The sequence below is a fragment of the Brevibacillus fortis genome (assembly GCF_046196545.1).
Lineage (GTDB): Bacteria > Bacillota > Bacilli > Brevibacillales > Brevibacillaceae > Brevibacillus > Brevibacillus fortis_A.
Window position 1 is genome coordinate 5,818,087 of sequence record NZ_CP176370.1, and the last position, 17,466, is coordinate 5,835,552.

A 17,466-nucleotide genomic window follows, 5' to 3' on the forward strand; every position below is an offset into this window, starting at 1 on the left:
AGAAAAACCCGACCGTTGCAGATGTCGGGTTTACTTTGAGTCATCTAACCATTCTGTTGATTCGTCTGGCTTCTATCGCGACTTTTTTACTGTACAGCCTTTTATCCTGTTTGAGTTGCAGCACCTTGGCACACTGATGCGCCTTTTTCAAAACATTACTGCTGTAGTTGTTTGTCGATTTCAACATCTGGTCGGCCCAGCGGTACGCTTCTCTAGCCAGAGACTCGTCGCTATCCTTTACCTTCAAGCTGATATCCAGCAAGGTCTCTATCAAGCTTATGCCCAAACCGGCACTTCTCCAGGAGGAAAAGAGTTTTAGCTCTGGTTCGCACTGCTTGACGCTCGCAAAAGCCTGGACCCAGTCCTGCTTGAGCAAATGGATTTCGGCAATTTTTAACCAGAGGAACACTTTGTCAAAAGAATCTTTTTGTTCCGGGAGATCCTGTATGAGATAGTGAAGTGCTTTGTCGTACTCTTCCAATTCCTTTGCACGATGATACAACAGAGAATCATTCTTTTTGTCAGAGCCCAGCTGCTTCTCCAGCTTCTCCAGTAATTTTCTGGCTTCTTCCCTGTTACCAAAATCGATTGCTCTGTCCATTAACGTAATCAAGGACTCATCTTCGAGGTTAGCGGGATAATTCCTGGCCTTGGATTGAAACCATCGTTCCATATGCTCAGCTGTATACATCGTTTCCAGCTCCTCTTTCTTATCCTGAAAGAAGGAGCTAATTCGGTACAGATCATTTTCTTCGATATACGTGATCGCCTCTTCAATTCCCGCTGAAATGATATACTCGGTATCAAAGCCAAAGTAGGTATCAAAATTGCTTAATTTTGCCTGCTCAAACAGTCGGATATGGTTGACATCCTTAAACTTCGCCAACAAATAAGCCACGATGTCCATAGATTCATGTAATCCCTGATACGGATGGGACTTATGCATCTCAATCTCTTGGGTCATCAAATATTGCAGGAACTCCTTGTCTGCTTCTGTCACAGTCTGATCGTATTGAAGCTGAATGATCAGCGCGTATCTTTTCAGCCCGTTCTTGTCATAACCATATGCATCCTTACATTTGCTGTATGTAAAAGAGCTCCAGAGGTCTTTGGAATGTTTGATCAATGCCAATTGCTCGGGTATTTGGTTGATTTCCATCTGCTATTCTCCTCTCACCGGAATGGGCTGGCAGCACCTACCTCATCAATTCCCATTCTAATCGTCTACAATTGACAATACAATTTTCAAAATGGTTAAATGTAATATGTTTACATTTTTTCAGGAGGTGCACAAAATTGGAGCAACAACCGCCATCACCATCGGTACCGACAGAGTTTTCTCCCCTTCCCCAACAAGAGCCACCGAAAAACATGGGGGATTTATCGAAATCGTACGACAGGGCGACGATTTTTTTCACGAGATGGGGAGCCCATGTTCTTGATCATATTCTTCTCGCTTGTTTTCTAATCGGAATGCTCTCACTTGGGGGTGCCATTGATAAAGACGCCAACGGTCTCTATTACTTCATCCTAGCTGCTATTGTCCTCTCTTCTTATTATGTACTGTTAGAAGGACTCACCGGATATACGATTGGGAAATTTACTTTCCGCATCATTGCTGTCAATGCAGAAGGACGACCGCCGGGGTTATGGAAATCATTCATCCGTTCCCTCATTCGTCTATTCGAAGCAAATGCATTTCTTCTAGGCGGGTTGCCGGCCGGTATCAGTGTGTTGGCCTCCGACAAAAGACAACGGTTAGGCGATCTAGCAGCGAATACATACGTCGTTAAAGTGAAGGATCTGAACAACGTCAGCCAAAAGCAAACAACCGTACTCGCTGTTGTCTTCTCCATCGTAGCCGTTTTATCCATCATTGGTATGATTTTTGGTATAGTCGATCTCGCATCAAGAACGCCTACCGAAGAAATTTTCTATAGCAGGGATAAAAAGTTTCAAATTACAGCCCCTTCGGATTGGGGCAAGGATTCAGCCCTTCACGATGAAGCTGATTTAGAAATCTCCAATCGCTTTAGCGAAAAGTATGTATTGGTACTGTCAGAATCGAAACAGGATCTAGACGGTTCATTCACGCTTCAAGATTATGCCCAAGTCATTGAAGCAAACCTTCAAGAGGCAGTAGAAAATGTATCCGTTGATAAACAGATTCGTACTGTAGTCGACAACCAGGTGGCCATCCAATTCAATGCCAAAGGCGAAGTAGACGGCATTAAGGTCGCTTATATTGTGACATTGGTCGAAACACCTACACATTTTCATCAAATCATGGCTTGGACAGAAGAAAAAAGGTTTGAGTCCCTCAAGCAAGAACTGCAAAAGGTCAGTGCAAGTTTTCGCGAGGTAAAATAGCGACAGAATACAGAAGCCACCTTCATCAGGTGGCTTTTCTCCATTGAAAAAGTAGGGACTCTACACCTAGTCGTAGACAGGACCATATAACGATTGAAAAAAGTGGTTTATATGTATAATTGAAGGGTAGTCCTCCTTTTCATATAATGTTAAAGTAATACAAGTAGCCAATTTTTTCTAGAAGCTTTATTCCGATAAGTGTTAATTTTCAGGTCAGGGTAGCGCTCTTAATCCTTAAGAGTTACTATAAATATTTCTTGAGAGGTGCATGTACATGTTTATGGGGAAAGGAACAGTCCGCGAGCTCGGAAATCAAATCGACAAGGTTCTTGGAGATATTAAAGATATCCAGGCAGAAATTGACCGCGACTCCGATAAAATTGACAACGAATTGAATTCTTGCTCTCGTGAGCTGATCAATGCACAAACAACACTGGGTGAGATTCAGCCACTGATCGAAAGTCTCGTTGCTCAGGTTGGTCAAAATGCTCCTGATCACATCAAGGTGCTTGTTGGTACCATTGCAGATGGTATTACGGGTAAAGTGAAAAATACGTTGAACAACCTGGCAGAGGTTCAAAAGAACGTGAAGGACGTTGACAAGCTGACAGACGCCATTGATGGGCATACGGATAAAATTGCACAAAAAGTTAAAGAAATCGATGGCATCACTGACAAAGTTCAAAAGTAGGTGATCGAATGTCGTACATAAACAATTCAAACGGCTGGGGTAACCAGCATACGAATCACGTGGCAAATAAAGTTGACCATATCGCTGACAAAATTTCCTTTGCAGTGGATATGGTAGCCAATGCAGCGATTAACCTGGACGGTGCACAACAAGAGCTGCTTACATTGGCAAATGCACCCTACCCACCACAATCTAGCCAATTAATTTCGTTAGCGAATCGCATTGCAGCGAATAAACGCCAAATTGATGATGGATTGACCAAAATCAAAGAAATGGCCCGCACCATCGATCAAGAAACGAATCAGATTCAGACCCCTCCTCAAAGAGGCTGGTAATGGATGGAGGCTGTCCCATAAGTAGATTTTCTACTTGGGGATAGCCTCTCTTTTGTTCTTATTTTTGGTTTCTGTTGAAAAAGCAGCTAGGCAGGGAATTACCCCTGACCGACTGCTTTACGTTTTTGGTCTACAGCCATCTTTTTTAACAAATTGTGGGCAAGCGAAAGCCACCCGACCTCCACGCTCACCTTAGGCAAGCCGCGAAGCAGGAAGCGTCGGAATCCCCGGTTGTTTTTTATTTGTCCAAAAACGCTCTCCGGTTCAATCATACGTCGAACGGAAAGCGCGTAGCCTTCCTCACTATGTCGTTTTTCCCGTACCTGTTGCTTAAACGAAGGTATCTTAGACTTACCTTCACTTCACGGTTACCAACTGCCCTCGTGCAAGACGATTTGAGAGGACACCCCTCGCAGTTCGTACTGCGGTAATGCCGGTACCGCATGATGTCTCTCGTCCAAGCTTTTGATTTTTCCTTATGGTTGGTGCTATATTTCACGAGCGCCTCAAGTTGCTCACTCTCCAAGTACGCATAGTTTTCTTCCCCGCCGTATCCAGCATCCGCAATGACGGTTCCCGGTAATTTTCCTAAAGCGGTTTTTACCTTCTCTAAGTTGCTGGCCTTGGGGGAATTCATGGTGGGAACTGCTGAATCAATCGTGACCGGAATCATCGGCATGATCGCAGATGACACCCATGTCTCCCTCTCCCTTGCCGGCCAATTAGTTACGGCCTTTTCCCTGGCCTTTGCCTTTGGAGCTCCGTTCTTGATTGCACTCACTGCGGGAGTGGAGCGCAAAAAGCTCATCCTTTGGACGCTGTTCTCTTTCATAGCGGCAAACCTGCTCGCATCCATAAGCCCAAGTTTCTCCCTATTGATGATATCCCGCATTTTGCTGGGGTTTTGCGGAGGAATCTACACCGTGGTAGCACTCGCGCAAGCGGCCAATGCTTTTAATGCCATCACACCTAATGCGAGACCATGTCCCGATGTCCGGAACTGTTTCAGATTATTTCGTAGCCCGTCGATGACATGCTGTAATAAGGAGGGGACTGCTTGCTCTTCTTGATCCAAAAGAACAAACCATTCCGGCTTTAATTCGCGGTATGCTTCACAGGTCCGCTCTATCCCTTCTTTTACATGCTCTGGCAGATCGTGCTCCTGATTCATGTAGTATCCGGCCAGAAGAGCTGCCCCGTAGTTCCCTCCGAACCATCCCGATGCACCTGCACGTGCCATACCCACAACTCCAAGCTCCAAATACGAATCGAGTAACCGCATATCCCTTCCTCCTTTTTCCATTTGGTATGTATTCATAATATAACAAACATTTTTATTTTCTAAGTATAAAATGAAAAATATCCCAGATCCTCTTTTTATTAAATGCGGCCGACCCAAATGGCTGTTCCCGATGAGAGAAATGCAAAAAGGGCGTCTCTAAGCCGAAAAATCGACTTATGAGACAGCCCCTCTTCGTAATTCGAATGGTTTGTGCTTTAATCGGCTGGATCCCGTTTCAAGGCATGGTTGGCTGCAATCATTTGTTTAGAATCCCCACCAGTAACGGTGCATCCCGGTAGCGTATTGGGTGGCAAGCGTTTGACGGAAGGAACTTTGCGCAAGCTGGGATGCGTCACTCGCATTCGTAATAAATCCAGTCTCTCCTAAAGATGCCGGCATGTTTGTGTATTTTAATACGTAAAACTCTGCTTCTTTGACTCCCCTATCATTTGAAAACGAATTTCTTAATTGGTTGTACGTTTCCGTTGCCAATCGCCTTCCGGTTGTCGATCCGGGGTAATTGTAAGTTTCTACTCCATTGGCCGAGGAAAGGGATGCGGCATTGATATGTATGGAGACAAAAAAATTGGCGTTTTTGGAGTTGGCATAAGAGGCTCGGGTAGACAGGGCAACGGTTGTATCAGAGCTTCGCGTCATGTAAACCGTAGCCGGATAGTTGGCAACGATGTAATTTTTGGATCGAAGGCCTATGTCCAAAGTCAGGTCTTTTTCTTTCAAACCGTTGCCCAATGCTCCTGGATCATCTCCACCGTGTCCAGGGTCGATCACGATGATTGGATTCGCGGCAAGAGTGAAAGATTTTTGGTTAATAACCATCTCTTCGGCTGCTTTCTTCTTTTCCGGGCTGTAATTTTTTGGTGCGGGCGCGCTGTCCCACATAGGCTCGTCGGCGATTTCCTTCTCCGCAAATGCGGGAGCGGCCATCCCCGTCAAGCTACAGCAAATGAGTGCAGTCAACAACAGTTTTCCTACTTTCATGGTAATTTCTCCTTTATCATTTTTATTTATTCGAAACGACTTACGAATTGAAAAGAAGGCGTAAGTCACTCCAAAACGCCAAAAATTTATTCCTTTGCAAATTCTCAGGCAAAAACAGGTAGTTGTTAGATTTCTTCTGTGACTCGAGCCACTTGCGGTACACCACGGATTCTTTCTCTAGATAAATGATTTGCTGTATCTTTTGGCTTACTTCCGGGAGGGTCTGTGTTCTTGACGGCATGACTTCAGCAGGGAAAAACCAATAGGTCCACTGCTGGCTCTCAAAAGGGCCAACAATCCGCATTACGGGAGAGTGAAACACAGCCTTCGCTATCATCTCGTTATAATGCTCGGACATTTGGGACTGAGCGACCAGTTCATGCAATCCGGCACGCCCCTCGGGATCTTCGCCATATTGCTTCAGCAGGGACTGAAAACGTTCCGCTGATGCGGCTTTCAGCTTGTCCAACAAGAGCTTGTCGCCATTTTTAGCCCGTACATAATAAATGGTACGCAGTTCGGGAATGCGAAAAGACTCGATTTGTTCCCGGTAAAATCTTTCTACTTCTTCTTGTGTCACCACAACATCCCGAGTCACGATCTTTTTCACTTCAAAACCAATCATCGCCCGTCTTATGTTTTGAATGCTGTCCTCTTCCGTCATGTTCATCTGGCGCAACGTTTCTTCACGCCCCGCTTTCGTGCTGCCCAGTTGTTTTAATTGTTCTTCAATCAGACGCTCATCCGTCTTCACCCCCATCTGTTTTCCAATATCAAGGATCAATTCTTCCAAGCTCAGTTGTTCCAGCAGCCTTACCTCCTCGTCCGCTGAGTACGCTACCCCTTGGAAATACTTGGGCTTTATTCTTTCCCAATCGTCTCTGCGGAAAAATTGATCGCCGAAAACAAAAAGAAGGGGCTGGTACATCAAAGCCGCATACAGAGAAATGACTCCCAGGAAACCAAACGGTAAAAATAAATAAAGCCATGTTCTTCGTTTTTTCATGTGATCAAGCCATCCTCTCGTAAAACAGATGAGGCAAAGTAGATATCCAGCCAGAATTCATTAGATACTTTGGAAGATAATATTACTATATTGAATATATTACCAATAGATGAATATATCTACATGTTTTAGTGCCGTTTTTTGGATTTTTTCATAGGTCTTAGGAAGTGATTTCGTCGATTTTTGTCAACAACGATGGTCCTTTCACACCACAAGCCGCAGTCATCCAAGAGGATAACGACACCTTGGCGGAGTGAACAATGGTTGGCCAGCCAAATATGAGGGGGCTGTCCCAAAAGGGCAAATCCGCTGAAATTTAAACATCAGAAACATGGATATATCAACGTTTGTCAAATGAAAAAGGGGCATCTATAAGCCGAAAAATCGACTTATGAGACAGCCCCTTTTATTTTTGCGACGCTACATGAGTTAAGAATTGCTCCATGACCTGATTGAATTTTACTTCTCTATCGGCTCACTATCACTGTCCTTTTTGTTGGCGATTTGATTCCCCCACGGAGGTTCTGTTCTCATCAAGTGCCGTACAAAATAATCCCATTTTCTGCGGATAAAGTACGGTTCCAAAGAAAAACCGTGATGTCGGTTGGGCAAAATCAACATGTCAAAATCCTTATCCGCTTTAATCAGCGCATCCGCCATCCGAATCGTTTGGGAAGGATGCACATTTTCATCCATATCTCCGCTCACCAGCAAGAGCTTTCCTGTCAGATTAGCTGCCAGACGTGCATTGTCTTGTTCCCTGTACAAGTCCGGATCATACAGACCTTGATATCGTTCCGCCCATGCTGCAACATACATCCGTTGATCATGATTACCACACGCGGAAACCGCAGTCTTGTAAAACTCAGGAAATGAGAGCATGGCCCTTGTCGAAGCGTAGCCTCCCCCTGATGAGCCCCAAATGCCTACCCGATCAACATCCACATACGGGTAGCGCTCAGCCAATTGCCTTACCGCTACCACATGGTCAAGCAAACCTCCTGCTTCCTCCAATTTTCCGTTTGAGATATCATGGAACCATTTGGAACGATAAGGTGTTCCCATTCCATCTAAGATCAATACGATAAAGCCCAACTGCGCCAATGATTGTCCACCACCCAGCGGGTCATGACTTCGACCGGGATCGAGCGCGAAAGCTTTCGGCGTATTGATGATCTGTGGTCCCCCGTAAATGTAATCGATGACCGGATACTTGCGTGAAGGATCAAACGGGAATGGCCGCAGCATCACCCCATAAAGATCGGTCACACCGTCTCGTGCTTTGACGGTAATCCTTTCTGGAAATTGGTATCCCATCTCGAGCAGCATTTCCACATCAGCGTGCTCCAATTCGCGAATCAGGCTGCCATCTATCGAGCGGAGAACAGAAACAGGCGGCAAATCAACTCGCGAAAACGTATCGACGAAATACTTCATTGTGGGAGAAAACACAACATCATGCTCTGCATCTTCTGGCGTCAGCAACGACAGACCGGTTCCATCTAGGCGAACGCGATACAGGTGTTGATAATAAGGATCGCGCCCCTCTTCTAGCCCCCCTCCAGTGATATACACCCATCCCTGCTGCTCGTCCACTGCCATCAATTTTCGTACCGTCCAGGAACCCGATGTGATCGGATTGCGAATCTCCCCCGTTTTGCCATCGCAATGGTAGAGGTGGCTCCACCCATCACGCTCTGAGTGCCAGATAAACGAACCATCCGCCAATAACCGTATATTCGGATTAGCTGCTCCTAGATTATGCAGGTCTTGGTTCAAAAACGTATCGCTTTCTTCCCGCAGTAGCGTGCAAACCTCACCAGAGTAAGGATCAGCTACGGAAAAGTCGACAGAGCGAGCATCACGGGACATTCGGGCGAAATATACCTGTTTACTGTCGGCTGACCATCCGGCCATTTGCATCCCCGGAGTGAGAGGTGAGACTGGACATGCCAGTAAAGGCTCGCTTTCAATCTGGACTGTGGTTCGCCTTTCCAAATCACAGACGACCAGCTCTGCCAACGGTACGTGTGGATCGCCAACCAGTGGATAACGGTACGAGTGCAGTACCGATCTGACTTCTTCGCCTTTCGGAACCGATTGAATCAGATGCAAATTGCGCACCTTTCTTTGGTCAAGCCGATGGGTCAGCAGCATCTTGGAATCGGGTGACCAAATCGCTACTGGAGGAAGCTTCATGTTTTTCAACCGCTCCGCCACGGTCGAGAGCCGACATTCAGGCTGGGTTCCGTAATCATAGTAAGCCTTACCGTCACGGGTCAGACTGAAACGCTTTCCGGTTTCGAGTGATCGAACATACAAGTTGTGATCGTATACAAACGCCACCCATTTTCCATCTGGGGACGGCAGTTCATCCATCGACGGCTTATAAACATTATCGACGGGCTTGCAGGTATATTCCTCTAAATCACAGCTCCAAACAGTACCTCTCACCTCAAACTTGATGGACGATTCATTCTCGTTAAACATAAGTTCTCCAAGTGGTAATGTTTCTGCGCAGTACCTTTCGCCTGAACATCCTGACAAACAGACCGCTAATCGTGCGTGATCGAATGCTGGCTGACTCGTATTCTGTTCAGCATCCACGATCACATATTGCCTACCAGTACCCTTTTCCAAGCGGATTTCACGGATGTACCAGAACTGATTCCCGCTGATCCAGTTTGGCTTGAGAAAAGCATTGAATACTGCGTCGTAATAATTGGCAGGATGCAAGCGTTGTGCCCTCTCATACTGTTCCCATGTGACAACATTCTCCATTTGAATCCCCCTCTTTCAAAGTGAGATACAAGAATCATGTGCTTCACATTTTCAAATCAGTAATTTACTTAATTATCCATTTATTACATGCATATGTAAAACGCGAGATAATATATCTCCGAATTTACTTTTTTAGCACCGAACAAGTGATTTTTTTTCCAAAAAGAAAGAGGCGGTCTCTCGCCTCTTCTCTCCTAACATAGATTACTCCACTTCTGCTATCATTGTTTGGTTCCTACCCGATCTCTTCGCCCTGTACATGGCCTCGTCGGCTACATGCATCAGATCTTCAGCCGAAACAGCATGGGAAGGATAGTGCGCAATGCCTTGTGACACGGTTAGCGGCTGCCCGATTGGATTTGTACTTGTTTCTAAGGCATGGCGTATTCGTTCGGCCACCTGATAGGCCTCCTCCAAGCCAGCATGGGCAACAAGGACAACAAATTCCTCACCGCCAAAGCGACTGCTCACATCTTCGGGCCGAAGTGATGAAGAAATCATTCTCGCAAAATGTTTTATCACCTCATCTCCAGATTGATGACCATATGTGTCATTAATGGATTTAAATCGATCAAGGTCCATCATAATAAGAGAAAAGGGGATTTGCTCCATCATCCATTTTTGCATGGTTTCCTCGAGCGTTCTTCGGTTTGTTAGCCCTGTCAACGGATCTGTTCGCGCATCATGAGCCAACTGCTCTGTCTGTTTTTTGATATCGTTTAATGTAAAGCGAATCGCTCGCGTTAACAGCTCAGCCTCTCGATTCCAATGCTGTTTACCTTCCGAGAACTCAACCTCTTCTCTACCCGCCTTGCTCACAAGATCGGCCAGGGCTACGAAAGGTCTTGCTACTTTGCGTGCAAGCCCAATCACAACTAACATTAATAGTAGAAAGGGAGGCAGCGTATACAACAAAACACATTGAATATCACGATTTACTTGTTCATAAACAACACTGATAGGTGATACGACAACGACACCCCAGTCATTCTCTGGAACCTTCACGTAGGCGGCCAATACCGTCTGTCCCCTCAAGTTGACGATCTGTTCATAGCCACTTTGCCCTTGGATCAGCTTGCGTACAGCTGGATTGGCACTGATATCCTCTCCGATCCGACTTGCATCACGATGGAACAACAAATGACCGTCTGATCCTACGATGTAGAAAGATGAACCTAACTCGTCTGTTGGATTACTCCCTAAGATCGCATTCAATATGTTATCTTCATGAAGATAAATCGTTCCCCCGATAAACCCCCGGTAGAGCCCGTCCTTATCAAATATGGGCTCGCTCATCAGTACGATGAGTCGCTTGGTATTTGCAGTTACGTAAGGCTTAGAAATGTATGGCTTTTTTAAAGCCAATGCCGATTTCGCTGTTTCCGTTTTAATATAGCTTCCTACGGTACCAATATATCCGGGAGACACACTTCGAACCAGCCCGGTTTCATCTATCACGGTAACCGAATTAAAATAGTTGTTTGTACGGCGGATCAGTTCAAGCTTTGAATATGCCTCATCTGCATTCATCTCGTTCCGATTGGAAAAGATGCTCGCCGAATACTGTAAGCTACTCCGCATGGATTTTATCAAAGAGTCTATAGTGTGGCTCATTTTGGTTGCACTTGTGTGATTTAAGGTCAACGTGGTGTGAATCAGTGCCTGTTTTTTGGACTGATAGAATGAGATAAGGAGAATGGTAACAGTCAGAACAACTGATAAAGAGACTAGTCCTGTTAATAGTGTCACTAGGCTAATCTTTTTTGAGTGGTTTGCTTTTTTTCGTAAGACAGGCATTCGATGCCCCCTTGTATTTAGCATGTAGCCATTATGCAATAAATAAAAAATAGTCTAACACTTGATAATATTCGTTTCAAGTATATAAGGCATTCAAACTGCCAACTTTTGGCTTGGGGACATAAAAAAGCCACCTTTTTCAGGTGGTAGTTTCGCATATTTATATGGGGATTCCCCCTATACTAACCGTAGTACATCATGATCTAGGAGACCCGAAAGCTTTGTCTTCTCATCCACATCGTTGCAACCCACTTTTCCCCATGGATCACTTGTGTCCCTGCATGCAAAGTGAACTCGTTTACTTCTTGATTTCTATAAAAATATTCAAAGTAGACAGCCATGCCTTTCATAGGGAAAACAGATAAATGAAGCAAAGGGAACACCGTTTCTCCGCCTTGCTCCACATCATTCAAATACATCACGAGCGTACTAATGCGATTGTTCGTACTTGCTCGACTCGTTTCTGCAAAGAAATCATAATGGGGTTTGTATTCTTGGCCAGGGGTATATCGTAGCACTTGCAAGCCATCACCATGCTCTATCGGAATGTTCATGATTTGAGAAATTCGCTTCTCGATTCTTGTAATCGTCTCCGTCTGCTCGCAGAACACCCCGCTGCTCGTTCGTATAGAATTGACTGAACGATCTTCACCTATTTTAGAGCGTTGCAATCGTTCTGTGGAATGTTCGATTAGCTCATTGCATTCGTCATCGCTAAGCACGTTTCCTAACACGACAACCAGCGGTTCCTCATACTTAGCAAGAATTCGAACCTCTCGATCTTCTGTCTTGATCCTATTCCCAGTATGATCAAATATCGTCCGTTCTTTCTCTGTCGTGTGCCCTATCATCATTATGCACCCCATATATATGACATCCATCGCAAAAAATAGAATACCATAAAATGGGTAATTTCAATCAGAAAACTTTAGAAAAATGAAAATATTTTTAACTATCATTCCATTCTGATTGACTTATGAATAAAACCCGTCTCCTATATGGTAAGAGACGGGTTTGTAAAGCATCTTCTAAGTGGCATGTGTCTATGTGAAAAGTTATTTTCATGCTTCCTTTTGTTTTTGAACGTGGTACATATTCTTCCGGAATACACTGATCACGTATCCGCATCCCCCCCCTATAAGAGAAGGCAGCAGCCAGCCCAAGCCTACGTCATACAGTGGAAGGTACTGAGTAAAGTAATAATGGACAACACTGTTGTCGACTCCAGCAGCCTTTAAGCCATCAAACAGACTAATCAGAAAAGTGAAAAGTAAACTTCCTTGATACACTTCTGGCCTGCCATTGAATGCTTTGTGCAGAAACGTCAAGAAGAGTAACGAGATCGCAATCGGGTACATGGTCATTAAGATCGGAACGGAGACCTTAATGAGTTGCGTTAATCCAATATTAGCAACGAGTGTACTGAAAACAGACAAAATAACCGCGAATTTTTTGTAAGAGATTTTCGGAAATAATGAATGAAAAAAAGAAGAGCAGGCTGTAATAAGCCCTACACTAGTAGTCAAGCATGCCACTGTAATCATTAATCCCAATAAAATGGCACCATAAGAACCAAAGTAGTAATTCGAAACTTTCGCCAAAACTTCAGCGCCATTTTCTAAATGGCCCAACTTTTCTACGCTAGAGGCACCCATATAGGAAAGTGCGGTATAGAAAAGAGCCAGGAGTAAACCGGCTATCATTGTTGCTTTTGCGCACGCAGCCAAAACTTGCTTTTTGGCAGTAACTCCTTTTTCTTTAATCGCATTCACGATGATCATTCCAAAAACAAAAGCTACAAGAGCATCCAATGTTAAATACCCTTCTTGAAAACCCTTGAAAAATACATGGGATGTGTAATCTGCTTGCGGGGCTTGAAGGGCTCCAATTGGATAAATAATAGCCGTTACTGCAATCATTCCGATAAACGTTAATTTTATTGGAGTTAAGATTTTTCCGACTACATGGATAATTTTCACAGGATTGAGCGATAAGAAGCAAGCAATTGCGAAAAACAGGATGGTAAATAGAATCAGCGGTGCCGAACCTGCCTGTTCTGATAGGAAAGGCTTTACCCCAATATCAAACGATACATTGCCCGATCTAGGTATCGCAAAAAACGGACCGATTGCTAGATAAAGAACAATCGTGAATACAATTCCGAATACGGGATGCACGCGACTGGCTAAGGACCGCAAGTCGTCTTTTCCCGAATAAACAAGGGCCGTGATCGCCAGCAAAGGTAACCCAACTCCAGTAACCAAAAAACCTGCATTGGCTATCCATACATTTGTTCCTGCTAATTGGCCAAGCATTGGCGGAAAGATTAAATTACCCGCTCCAAAAAACAGAGCAAATAACATGAATCCTATCGTTACTACAAAAGAAACTGGCGCTTTCTGTGACACAACAATCCTCCTAATTGTTCTATATCTCTCATTCATAAATGTTCATTCAGATGGTTACTTAATCAACCTTCTTTTATTCATTCTGATACTATACTCTAAATAAACATTCTTTTCAAACACACAAATCATCTTTCTCTTCCAAATATGGAGGAACTCGACACTCCAATCACTATGAGCTCAGTTACTCCAAGGTTGCCGAAAATCAATCTTACACCCCTGATACAGTTTACTACAAGCACCCCCAGTGTCGCAGCAGGAAGTACCTTCCCTGGAAAAAATGCACATCATTTATGTATTTCTTGGAAGAGGGAGATTCGAACCGCCATCAATCAAATTTACATATTTCAGAAAATATTTATTTTTCTTAACTTGAAATCAATTGTCAATTTTCCTTATAATTACAACTAAGCCTTTTGTTGATAGAAAGAGCAAATAAATTCCACCTCTATGGAAAGGAGGTGTAAACTCATGAAAAAGGTCGTAAAAGTAGCAGTAAACAAGAACAAACAAGTGCAAGAAATGAAAGCGCTGAAATGGCGTGTAGTTGTTGATGTGTGCTTGTAAGCGAATCAAAAAAGCATGCGTTATCTCCGTATATAAAATTTGGAAAGGACGGGATTCCTCATGAAACAGGTAGTGAAAGTACAACTTTCTAGCAATCAAAACGTTCAAGAAATGAAATTGCTTTTCCATCCAATTATGACACTTGCGTGTAAAAAGTAATCGATTGTTCAAGAGCACCTCGTGTGCTCTTGAATTTTTTACAAAGAGTTCTCGCTTTCTAGGCAGTAAGCAAACATGACGGGATGGTGCAGGTAATGAATCAAGCGCTTTTGTTGGAAAGATATCATCAGTTGAGAGAGCTTGCCGAGGATCAAGACGCATGGCTAGAATCAGAGATCGGTTCCGATCTTTGGGTGGATGGGATTAACGTATTTTTAACGGTATCACCAGAGGATTTTATTGAGGGCCTTGAGAGATTCGAAGGTACCTACGGTTTTAAGAACCATGGAATTGTAAACGATATACGTCAATTTCAACATTATTGTAGAGAAGCATCAGCGGATGGTGAATTTCCTTTATATCAGGCTCTAGCAGTTGGGATGACCTGGTTAAGCTTACAGCCTCAAATAAACGGCGGCTATTTCAACCTGCCTGTTCAAATTACCAATCACTCCATCGCTTTGTTGTTAAGCCCAACCTATTTAGCTGTTTGGGCACATAGTTACAATGAAGGGATTGGATTATACTTAGATTTACACTCGACGCTACCCACGTTATTCCGACCAGAGCATGGACGGATCTATCAAAATGCAGGATCGTATTTGGAAGGAACTCACATCAAGTTTCCTTTTCAAAATTACTTCCACGAAATTGCTCATATCCTATTCTTCCATGACGTCTATCAACGTGTACTGGGGAGCGTAGACGAATGTAGAAGCTACTGGACACATATCGAAGCATGCATTTATGGACTTGAAGAGCAGGTGCTCGCTGAAATGATGGAAGTGCAACCAGATTTGCATGCCATTGATGATGGATTCGGAAGTAGTAAAGGATTCGAGGATTTTATCTCTTATCGATTTGGAGTTCTAGGTGCTCAAGAGGATAGATCGATACCAAAAGACACGGTTCGAACGTACATCAAAAGAAACATGCAATTAGGCGAAGCTAATGAAAACATCCCTGATAATGGGGTAAAAGCGAGGATTCTTGCTAGTCATAAGCTCGCTGAGGAACGATTAGAAGAGCTCGATACTTACTGCAAGTCATTTGCTACGGCATTGCAGGTACATAGCTTGTGGGGAATCAAAAGCTATCAACGCAATTCGATTCCTGCGTTTCGTGAAGTGATAGAGCTACTCTCTCCTGATGCGTACTGTCTGCAAAAACTCGAAGAATCTCTGCGACCAGATTCATGGAGTACATTAGAAGACTTGTTATCGAAAAATCCTTTTGTTGAGATATGCTCTCAAACAAGAGAAAAAAATATTCAAATTTGGAACTGGCGTGATACCCTGTCCCGGTTAGCAGAAATGCGCGGATATTTGGCAAACGCTAATGAACCTGATTATGGTGAGACCAATCAAGAGCTATTTGGGATAGCAAAGCGTTTAGCTCAAGTAATTCACGAGGAGACACATAAAGATGGCCCGGAAGTGCAGCATGAAAGCCAGTACGCCGACATGAAACGAGAAATTAACGAATCATTAAACCGTTTGCCTAACGTGGAAGTACGCGATCATTTGCACAATCTTCTCTCCAAACCTTATTACTTTGTGTTAGAGCCCAATTAATAGCTGATTATGAGCCAAAGACCGGCGATATTTACTATGTTGGTCTTTGTTTTTTTATGCAACGTATACATAATCCGATTTGACGTTCAGATTTTATCCTTTTTTTAGAAATCGTTTAGGGTTTGTTTTGAACTTGCATTTAGGATGGGGGTAAGACAAATTATTCAGATGGGAGAGGTTTTTGATGCTTGAGAAGAATGAGAAGATTCCCCTTCCCCCTCCTCGTGTGAAAATTTTGAGGTACATGTTTATTGTCCTCGCCTGGGTGTTTTTTGCTTTCATTATTGTTCAGGTATCACTGGCAGGTCTTGGGCTGTTCGTCAACGGAGAACATTGGGAGATGCATAGAACCTTGGCTCAATATTTTGCATTGATTCCAGTCGGCATGTTGGTTCTCTCTTTCCCTGGAAAGCTGCCCGTACATCTTCGTTGGATCTGTCTCGGATTATACCTCATGATCGTTGCGCAGTTCCTTACCGTTATTTATTCCTCTCACTTAGGAATCCTCTCTGCGCTTCACCCGGTTATTGCCTTGTTTCTCTCCTGGGGATCTCTCTTCACCGTAAAACATGCTCATAATCTAGGAGGGAAGCAGGCATGAAACTCCCTAAAATTTGGTGGGGATTATTTCTTGTATCTCTAGTGGTTATCCTTCCATTTATGGCTCCCTATTTAACATTAGATCCTGCAAACAGTCGCATAACGATTATTTCCGGTTCTCTTCAATATCCTTTATTAGTTGCTCATATCGTTTCTGCTTTCATTGCTCTTCTCACTGGTTTTTTTCAGTTTATCGACCGAATTCGTCTAAAGAATCCAAGGATACATCGTTTTCTTGGGAGGGTTTATGTGTACAGTGTGTTTATCAGCGGACTTCTCTCTTTAGGGAGTATCTTTTATGCAGAAAATTTCATGAAGGCAACGAGCTTCCTTGTCTTATCATTGGCTTGGCTGTTTACTTGCTGGAAAGGGTATCGTACCGCCATCAACAGGCAATATGAGGAACACCGAAAATGGATGATTCGCAGTTTTGGAATGACATTGGTTGCCGTAAGTGCGCGTCTGTTGGTGCCAGTATTACTCCTTCTGTACTTTATTCTACACGGTTTTTCTCTTCCGCATGGTATGGAAACCGTCATTGGAGAGGTATTGAATGTAAACATTTGGGCTGGTCTCATTCTTAATTTTGTTATTGTCGAGTGGGCTATACTGAAGAAATAGGCTTGCTTAGTCACGTCACATGAGCGATGGAGTCGTAGCGCAAAGAAGGACTGTAGAAAAACCCTGCATCCAGAAATTAGGGAGAGGGTCATCGCTGGGATTTATGGGGTTTCTACTTAGTGAGTCTGTTGTATATTCTAGTCGTTAACCAGTTTTTCGCTTCAACATTCATCATTATATTTACTGTCTGATATAGTAAATGTTTGTTATATCAAGCATTTTCAATTGCCATGTTTAATCGCTCTTTTTGATTTGTCATATATAAAAGAGGAAAAAACA

The 17,466-nt window shown here is 43.7% G+C and carries 16 protein-coding genes and 1 pseudogene; 7 read left to right on the top strand and 10 right to left on the bottom strand.

Annotated features, from left to right (window positions below):
• Nucleotides 1-40 precede the first annotated feature (40 nt).
• Complete coding sequence (locus ACKKE8_RS28260; RefSeq protein ID WP_409175930.1) at nucleotides 41-1,159, bottom strand: hypothetical protein; 1,119 nt, start codon at nucleotides 1,157-1,159, stop codon at nucleotides 41-43.
• A gap of 137 nt (nucleotides 1,160-1,296) precedes the next feature.
• Between ACKKE8_RS28260 and ACKKE8_RS28265 the strand changes: the two genes are divergently transcribed.
• The 3 genes from ACKKE8_RS28265 (at nucleotide 1,297) to ACKKE8_RS28275 (ending at nucleotide 3,396) form a co-directional block, all read left to right on the top strand.
• Entirely contained in the window at nucleotides 1,297-2,370 is a 1,074-nt protein-coding gene (locus tag ACKKE8_RS28265) for an RDD family protein (RefSeq protein ID WP_409175931.1), read from the top strand.
• 274 nt (nucleotides 2,371-2,644) lie between these two features.
• Nucleotides 2,645-3,061 (top strand): hypothetical protein, encoded by a 417-nt coding sequence (locus ACKKE8_RS28270; protein WP_409175932.1) that lies wholly within the window; start codon nucleotides 2,645-2,647, stop codon nucleotides 3,059-3,061.
• 8 nt (nucleotides 3,062-3,069) lie between these two features.
• Nucleotides 3,070-3,396, top strand: a complete 327-nt coding sequence (locus ACKKE8_RS28275; protein ID WP_409175933.1) for a hypothetical protein — start codon at nucleotides 3,070-3,072, stop codon at nucleotides 3,394-3,396.
• Nucleotides 3,397-3,494: 98 nt separating this feature from the next.
• On the opposite strand, the gene ACKKE8_RS28280 is transcribed toward ACKKE8_RS28275, so the two are convergent.
• A complete protein-coding gene (locus tag ACKKE8_RS28280; protein ID WP_409179220.1) occupies nucleotides 3,495-3,740 on the bottom strand; it encodes a transposase in 246 nt (81 codons plus the stop codon).
• Nucleotides 3,665-4,075, bottom strand: coding sequence for a transposase (locus ACKKE8_RS28285; RefSeq protein ID WP_409179221.1), 411 nt, complete (start codon nucleotides 4,073-4,075; stop codon nucleotides 3,665-3,667). Before ACKKE8_RS28285 ends, ACKKE8_RS28280 begins: the two co-directional genes overlap by 76 nt.
• Here ACKKE8_RS28285 and ACKKE8_RS28290 point away from each other — a divergent pair.
• Nucleotides 4,074-4,292: pseudogene (locus tag ACKKE8_RS28290) on the top strand (MFS transporter); the annotation flags it as partial. The gene ACKKE8_RS28285 and the pseudogene ACKKE8_RS28290 sit on opposite strands and share 2 nt — an antisense overlap.
• Nucleotides 4,293-4,312: 20 nt before the next feature.
• Here the strand turns inward: ACKKE8_RS28290 and ACKKE8_RS28295 are convergent.
• The 7 genes from ACKKE8_RS28295 to brnQ all read right to left on the bottom strand — a co-directional run bounded on the left by ACKKE8_RS28295 (nucleotide 4,313) and on the right by brnQ (nucleotide 13,669).
• The gene (locus ACKKE8_RS28295) at nucleotides 4,313-4,678 is read right to left on the bottom strand and encodes a hypothetical protein (RefSeq protein ID WP_409179236.1); all 366 of its coding nucleotides are present in this window, start codon (nucleotides 4,676-4,678) and stop codon (nucleotides 4,313-4,315) included.
• 264 nt (nucleotides 4,679-4,942) lie between these two features.
• Entirely contained in the window at nucleotides 4,943-5,677 is a 735-nt protein-coding gene (locus ACKKE8_RS28300; RefSeq protein WP_409175934.1) for an N-acetylmuramoyl-L-alanine amidase, read from the bottom strand.
• Nucleotides 5,678-5,717: 40 nt separating this feature from the next.
• On the bottom strand, nucleotides 5,718-6,683 hold the full coding sequence (locus ACKKE8_RS28305; RefSeq protein ID WP_409175935.1) for a peptidyl-prolyl cis-trans isomerase: 966 nt from the start codon (nucleotides 6,681-6,683) through the stop codon (nucleotides 5,718-5,720).
• Between the two features lie 459 nt (nucleotides 6,684-7,142).
• Nucleotides 7,143-9,464, bottom strand: coding sequence for a DPP IV N-terminal domain-containing protein (locus ACKKE8_RS28310; RefSeq protein ID WP_409175936.1), 2,322 nt, complete (start codon nucleotides 9,462-9,464; stop codon nucleotides 7,143-7,145).
• Between the two features lie 204 nt (nucleotides 9,465-9,668).
• Nucleotides 9,669-11,261 (bottom strand): diguanylate cyclase, encoded by a 1,593-nt coding sequence (locus tag ACKKE8_RS28315; RefSeq protein WP_409175937.1) that lies wholly within the window; start codon nucleotides 11,259-11,261, stop codon nucleotides 9,669-9,671.
• Between the two features lie 203 nt (nucleotides 11,262-11,464).
• Entirely contained in the window at nucleotides 11,465-12,112 is a 648-nt protein-coding gene (locus tag ACKKE8_RS28320; RefSeq protein ID WP_409179222.1) for a 2OG-Fe(II) oxygenase, read from the bottom strand.
• Nucleotides 12,113-12,322: 210 nt separating this feature from the next.
• Nucleotides 12,323-13,669, bottom strand: a complete 1,347-nt coding sequence (gene brnQ, locus ACKKE8_RS28325; protein WP_409175938.1) for a branched-chain amino acid transport system II carrier protein — start codon at nucleotides 13,667-13,669, stop codon at nucleotides 12,323-12,325.
• 818 nt (nucleotides 13,670-14,487) lie between these two features.
• Between brnQ and ACKKE8_RS28330 the strand changes: the two genes are divergently transcribed.
• The 3 genes from ACKKE8_RS28330 (at nucleotide 14,488) to ACKKE8_RS28340 (ending at nucleotide 17,187) form a co-directional block, all read left to right on the top strand.
• Nucleotides 14,488-15,966 carry a hypothetical protein gene (locus ACKKE8_RS28330; protein WP_409175939.1) on the top strand — a complete coding sequence of 493 codons (1,479 nt, stop codon included), beginning with the start codon at nucleotides 14,488-14,490 and terminating at the stop codon, nucleotides 15,964-15,966.
• A 184-nt stretch (nucleotides 15,967-16,150) separates the two neighbouring features.
• Complete coding sequence (locus tag ACKKE8_RS28335; RefSeq protein WP_409175940.1) at nucleotides 16,151-16,567, top strand: DUF6220 domain-containing protein; 417 nt, start codon at nucleotides 16,151-16,153, stop codon at nucleotides 16,565-16,567.
• Nucleotides 16,564-17,187, top strand: a complete 624-nt coding sequence (locus tag ACKKE8_RS28340; protein ID WP_409175941.1) for a DUF2306 domain-containing protein — start codon at nucleotides 16,564-16,566, stop codon at nucleotides 17,185-17,187. The genes ACKKE8_RS28335 and ACKKE8_RS28340 overlap by 4 nt, the downstream gene beginning before the upstream one ends.
• Nucleotides 17,188-17,466 lie beyond the last annotated feature (279 nt).

Excerpts from the sequence above, each read along its gene's own strand:
- ACKKE8_RS28285 (WP_409179221.1), bottom strand. The coding sequence starts at position 4,075 with ATGCCGATGATTCCGGTCACGATTGATTCAGCAGTTCCCACCATGAAT.
- ACKKE8_RS28335 (WP_409175940.1), top strand. The coding sequence starts at position 16,151 with ATGCTTGAGAAGAATGAGAAGATTCCCCTTCCCCCTCCTCGTGTGAAA.
- ACKKE8_RS28275 (WP_409175933.1), top strand. The coding sequence starts at position 3,070 with ATGTCGTACATAAACAATTCAAACGGCTGGGGTAACCAGCATACGAAT.
- ACKKE8_RS28320 (WP_409179222.1), bottom strand. The coding sequence starts at position 12,112 with ATGATAGGGCACACGACAGAGAAAGAACGGACGATATTTGATCATACT.
- ACKKE8_RS28315 (WP_409175937.1), bottom strand. The coding sequence starts at position 11,261 with ATGCCTGTCTTACGAAAAAAAGCAAACCACTCAAAAAAGATTAGCCTA.
- ACKKE8_RS28270 (WP_409175932.1), top strand. The coding sequence starts at position 2,645 with ATGTTTATGGGGAAAGGAACAGTCCGCGAGCTCGGAAATCAAATCGAC.
- ACKKE8_RS28310 (WP_409175936.1), bottom strand. The coding sequence starts at position 9,464 with ATGGAGAATGTTGTCACATGGGAACAGTATGAGAGGGCACAACGCTTG.
- ACKKE8_RS28295 (WP_409179236.1), bottom strand. The coding sequence starts at position 4,678 with ATGCGGTTACTCGATTCGTATTTGGAGCTTGGAGTTGTGGGTATGGCA.
- ACKKE8_RS28305 (WP_409175935.1), bottom strand. The coding sequence starts at position 6,683 with ATGAAAAAACGAAGAACATGGCTTTATTTATTTTTACCGTTTGGTTTC.
- ACKKE8_RS28340 (WP_409175941.1), top strand. The coding sequence starts at position 16,564 with ATGAAACTCCCTAAAATTTGGTGGGGATTATTTCTTGTATCTCTAGTG.
- ACKKE8_RS28300 (WP_409175934.1), bottom strand. The coding sequence starts at position 5,677 with ATGAAAGTAGGAAAACTGTTGTTGACTGCACTCATTTGCTGTAGCTTG.
- ACKKE8_RS28330 (WP_409175939.1), top strand. The coding sequence starts at position 14,488 with ATGAATCAAGCGCTTTTGTTGGAAAGATATCATCAGTTGAGAGAGCTT.
- ACKKE8_RS28260 (WP_409175930.1), bottom strand. The coding sequence starts at position 1,159 with ATGGAAATCAACCAAATACCCGAGCAATTGGCATTGATCAAACATTCC.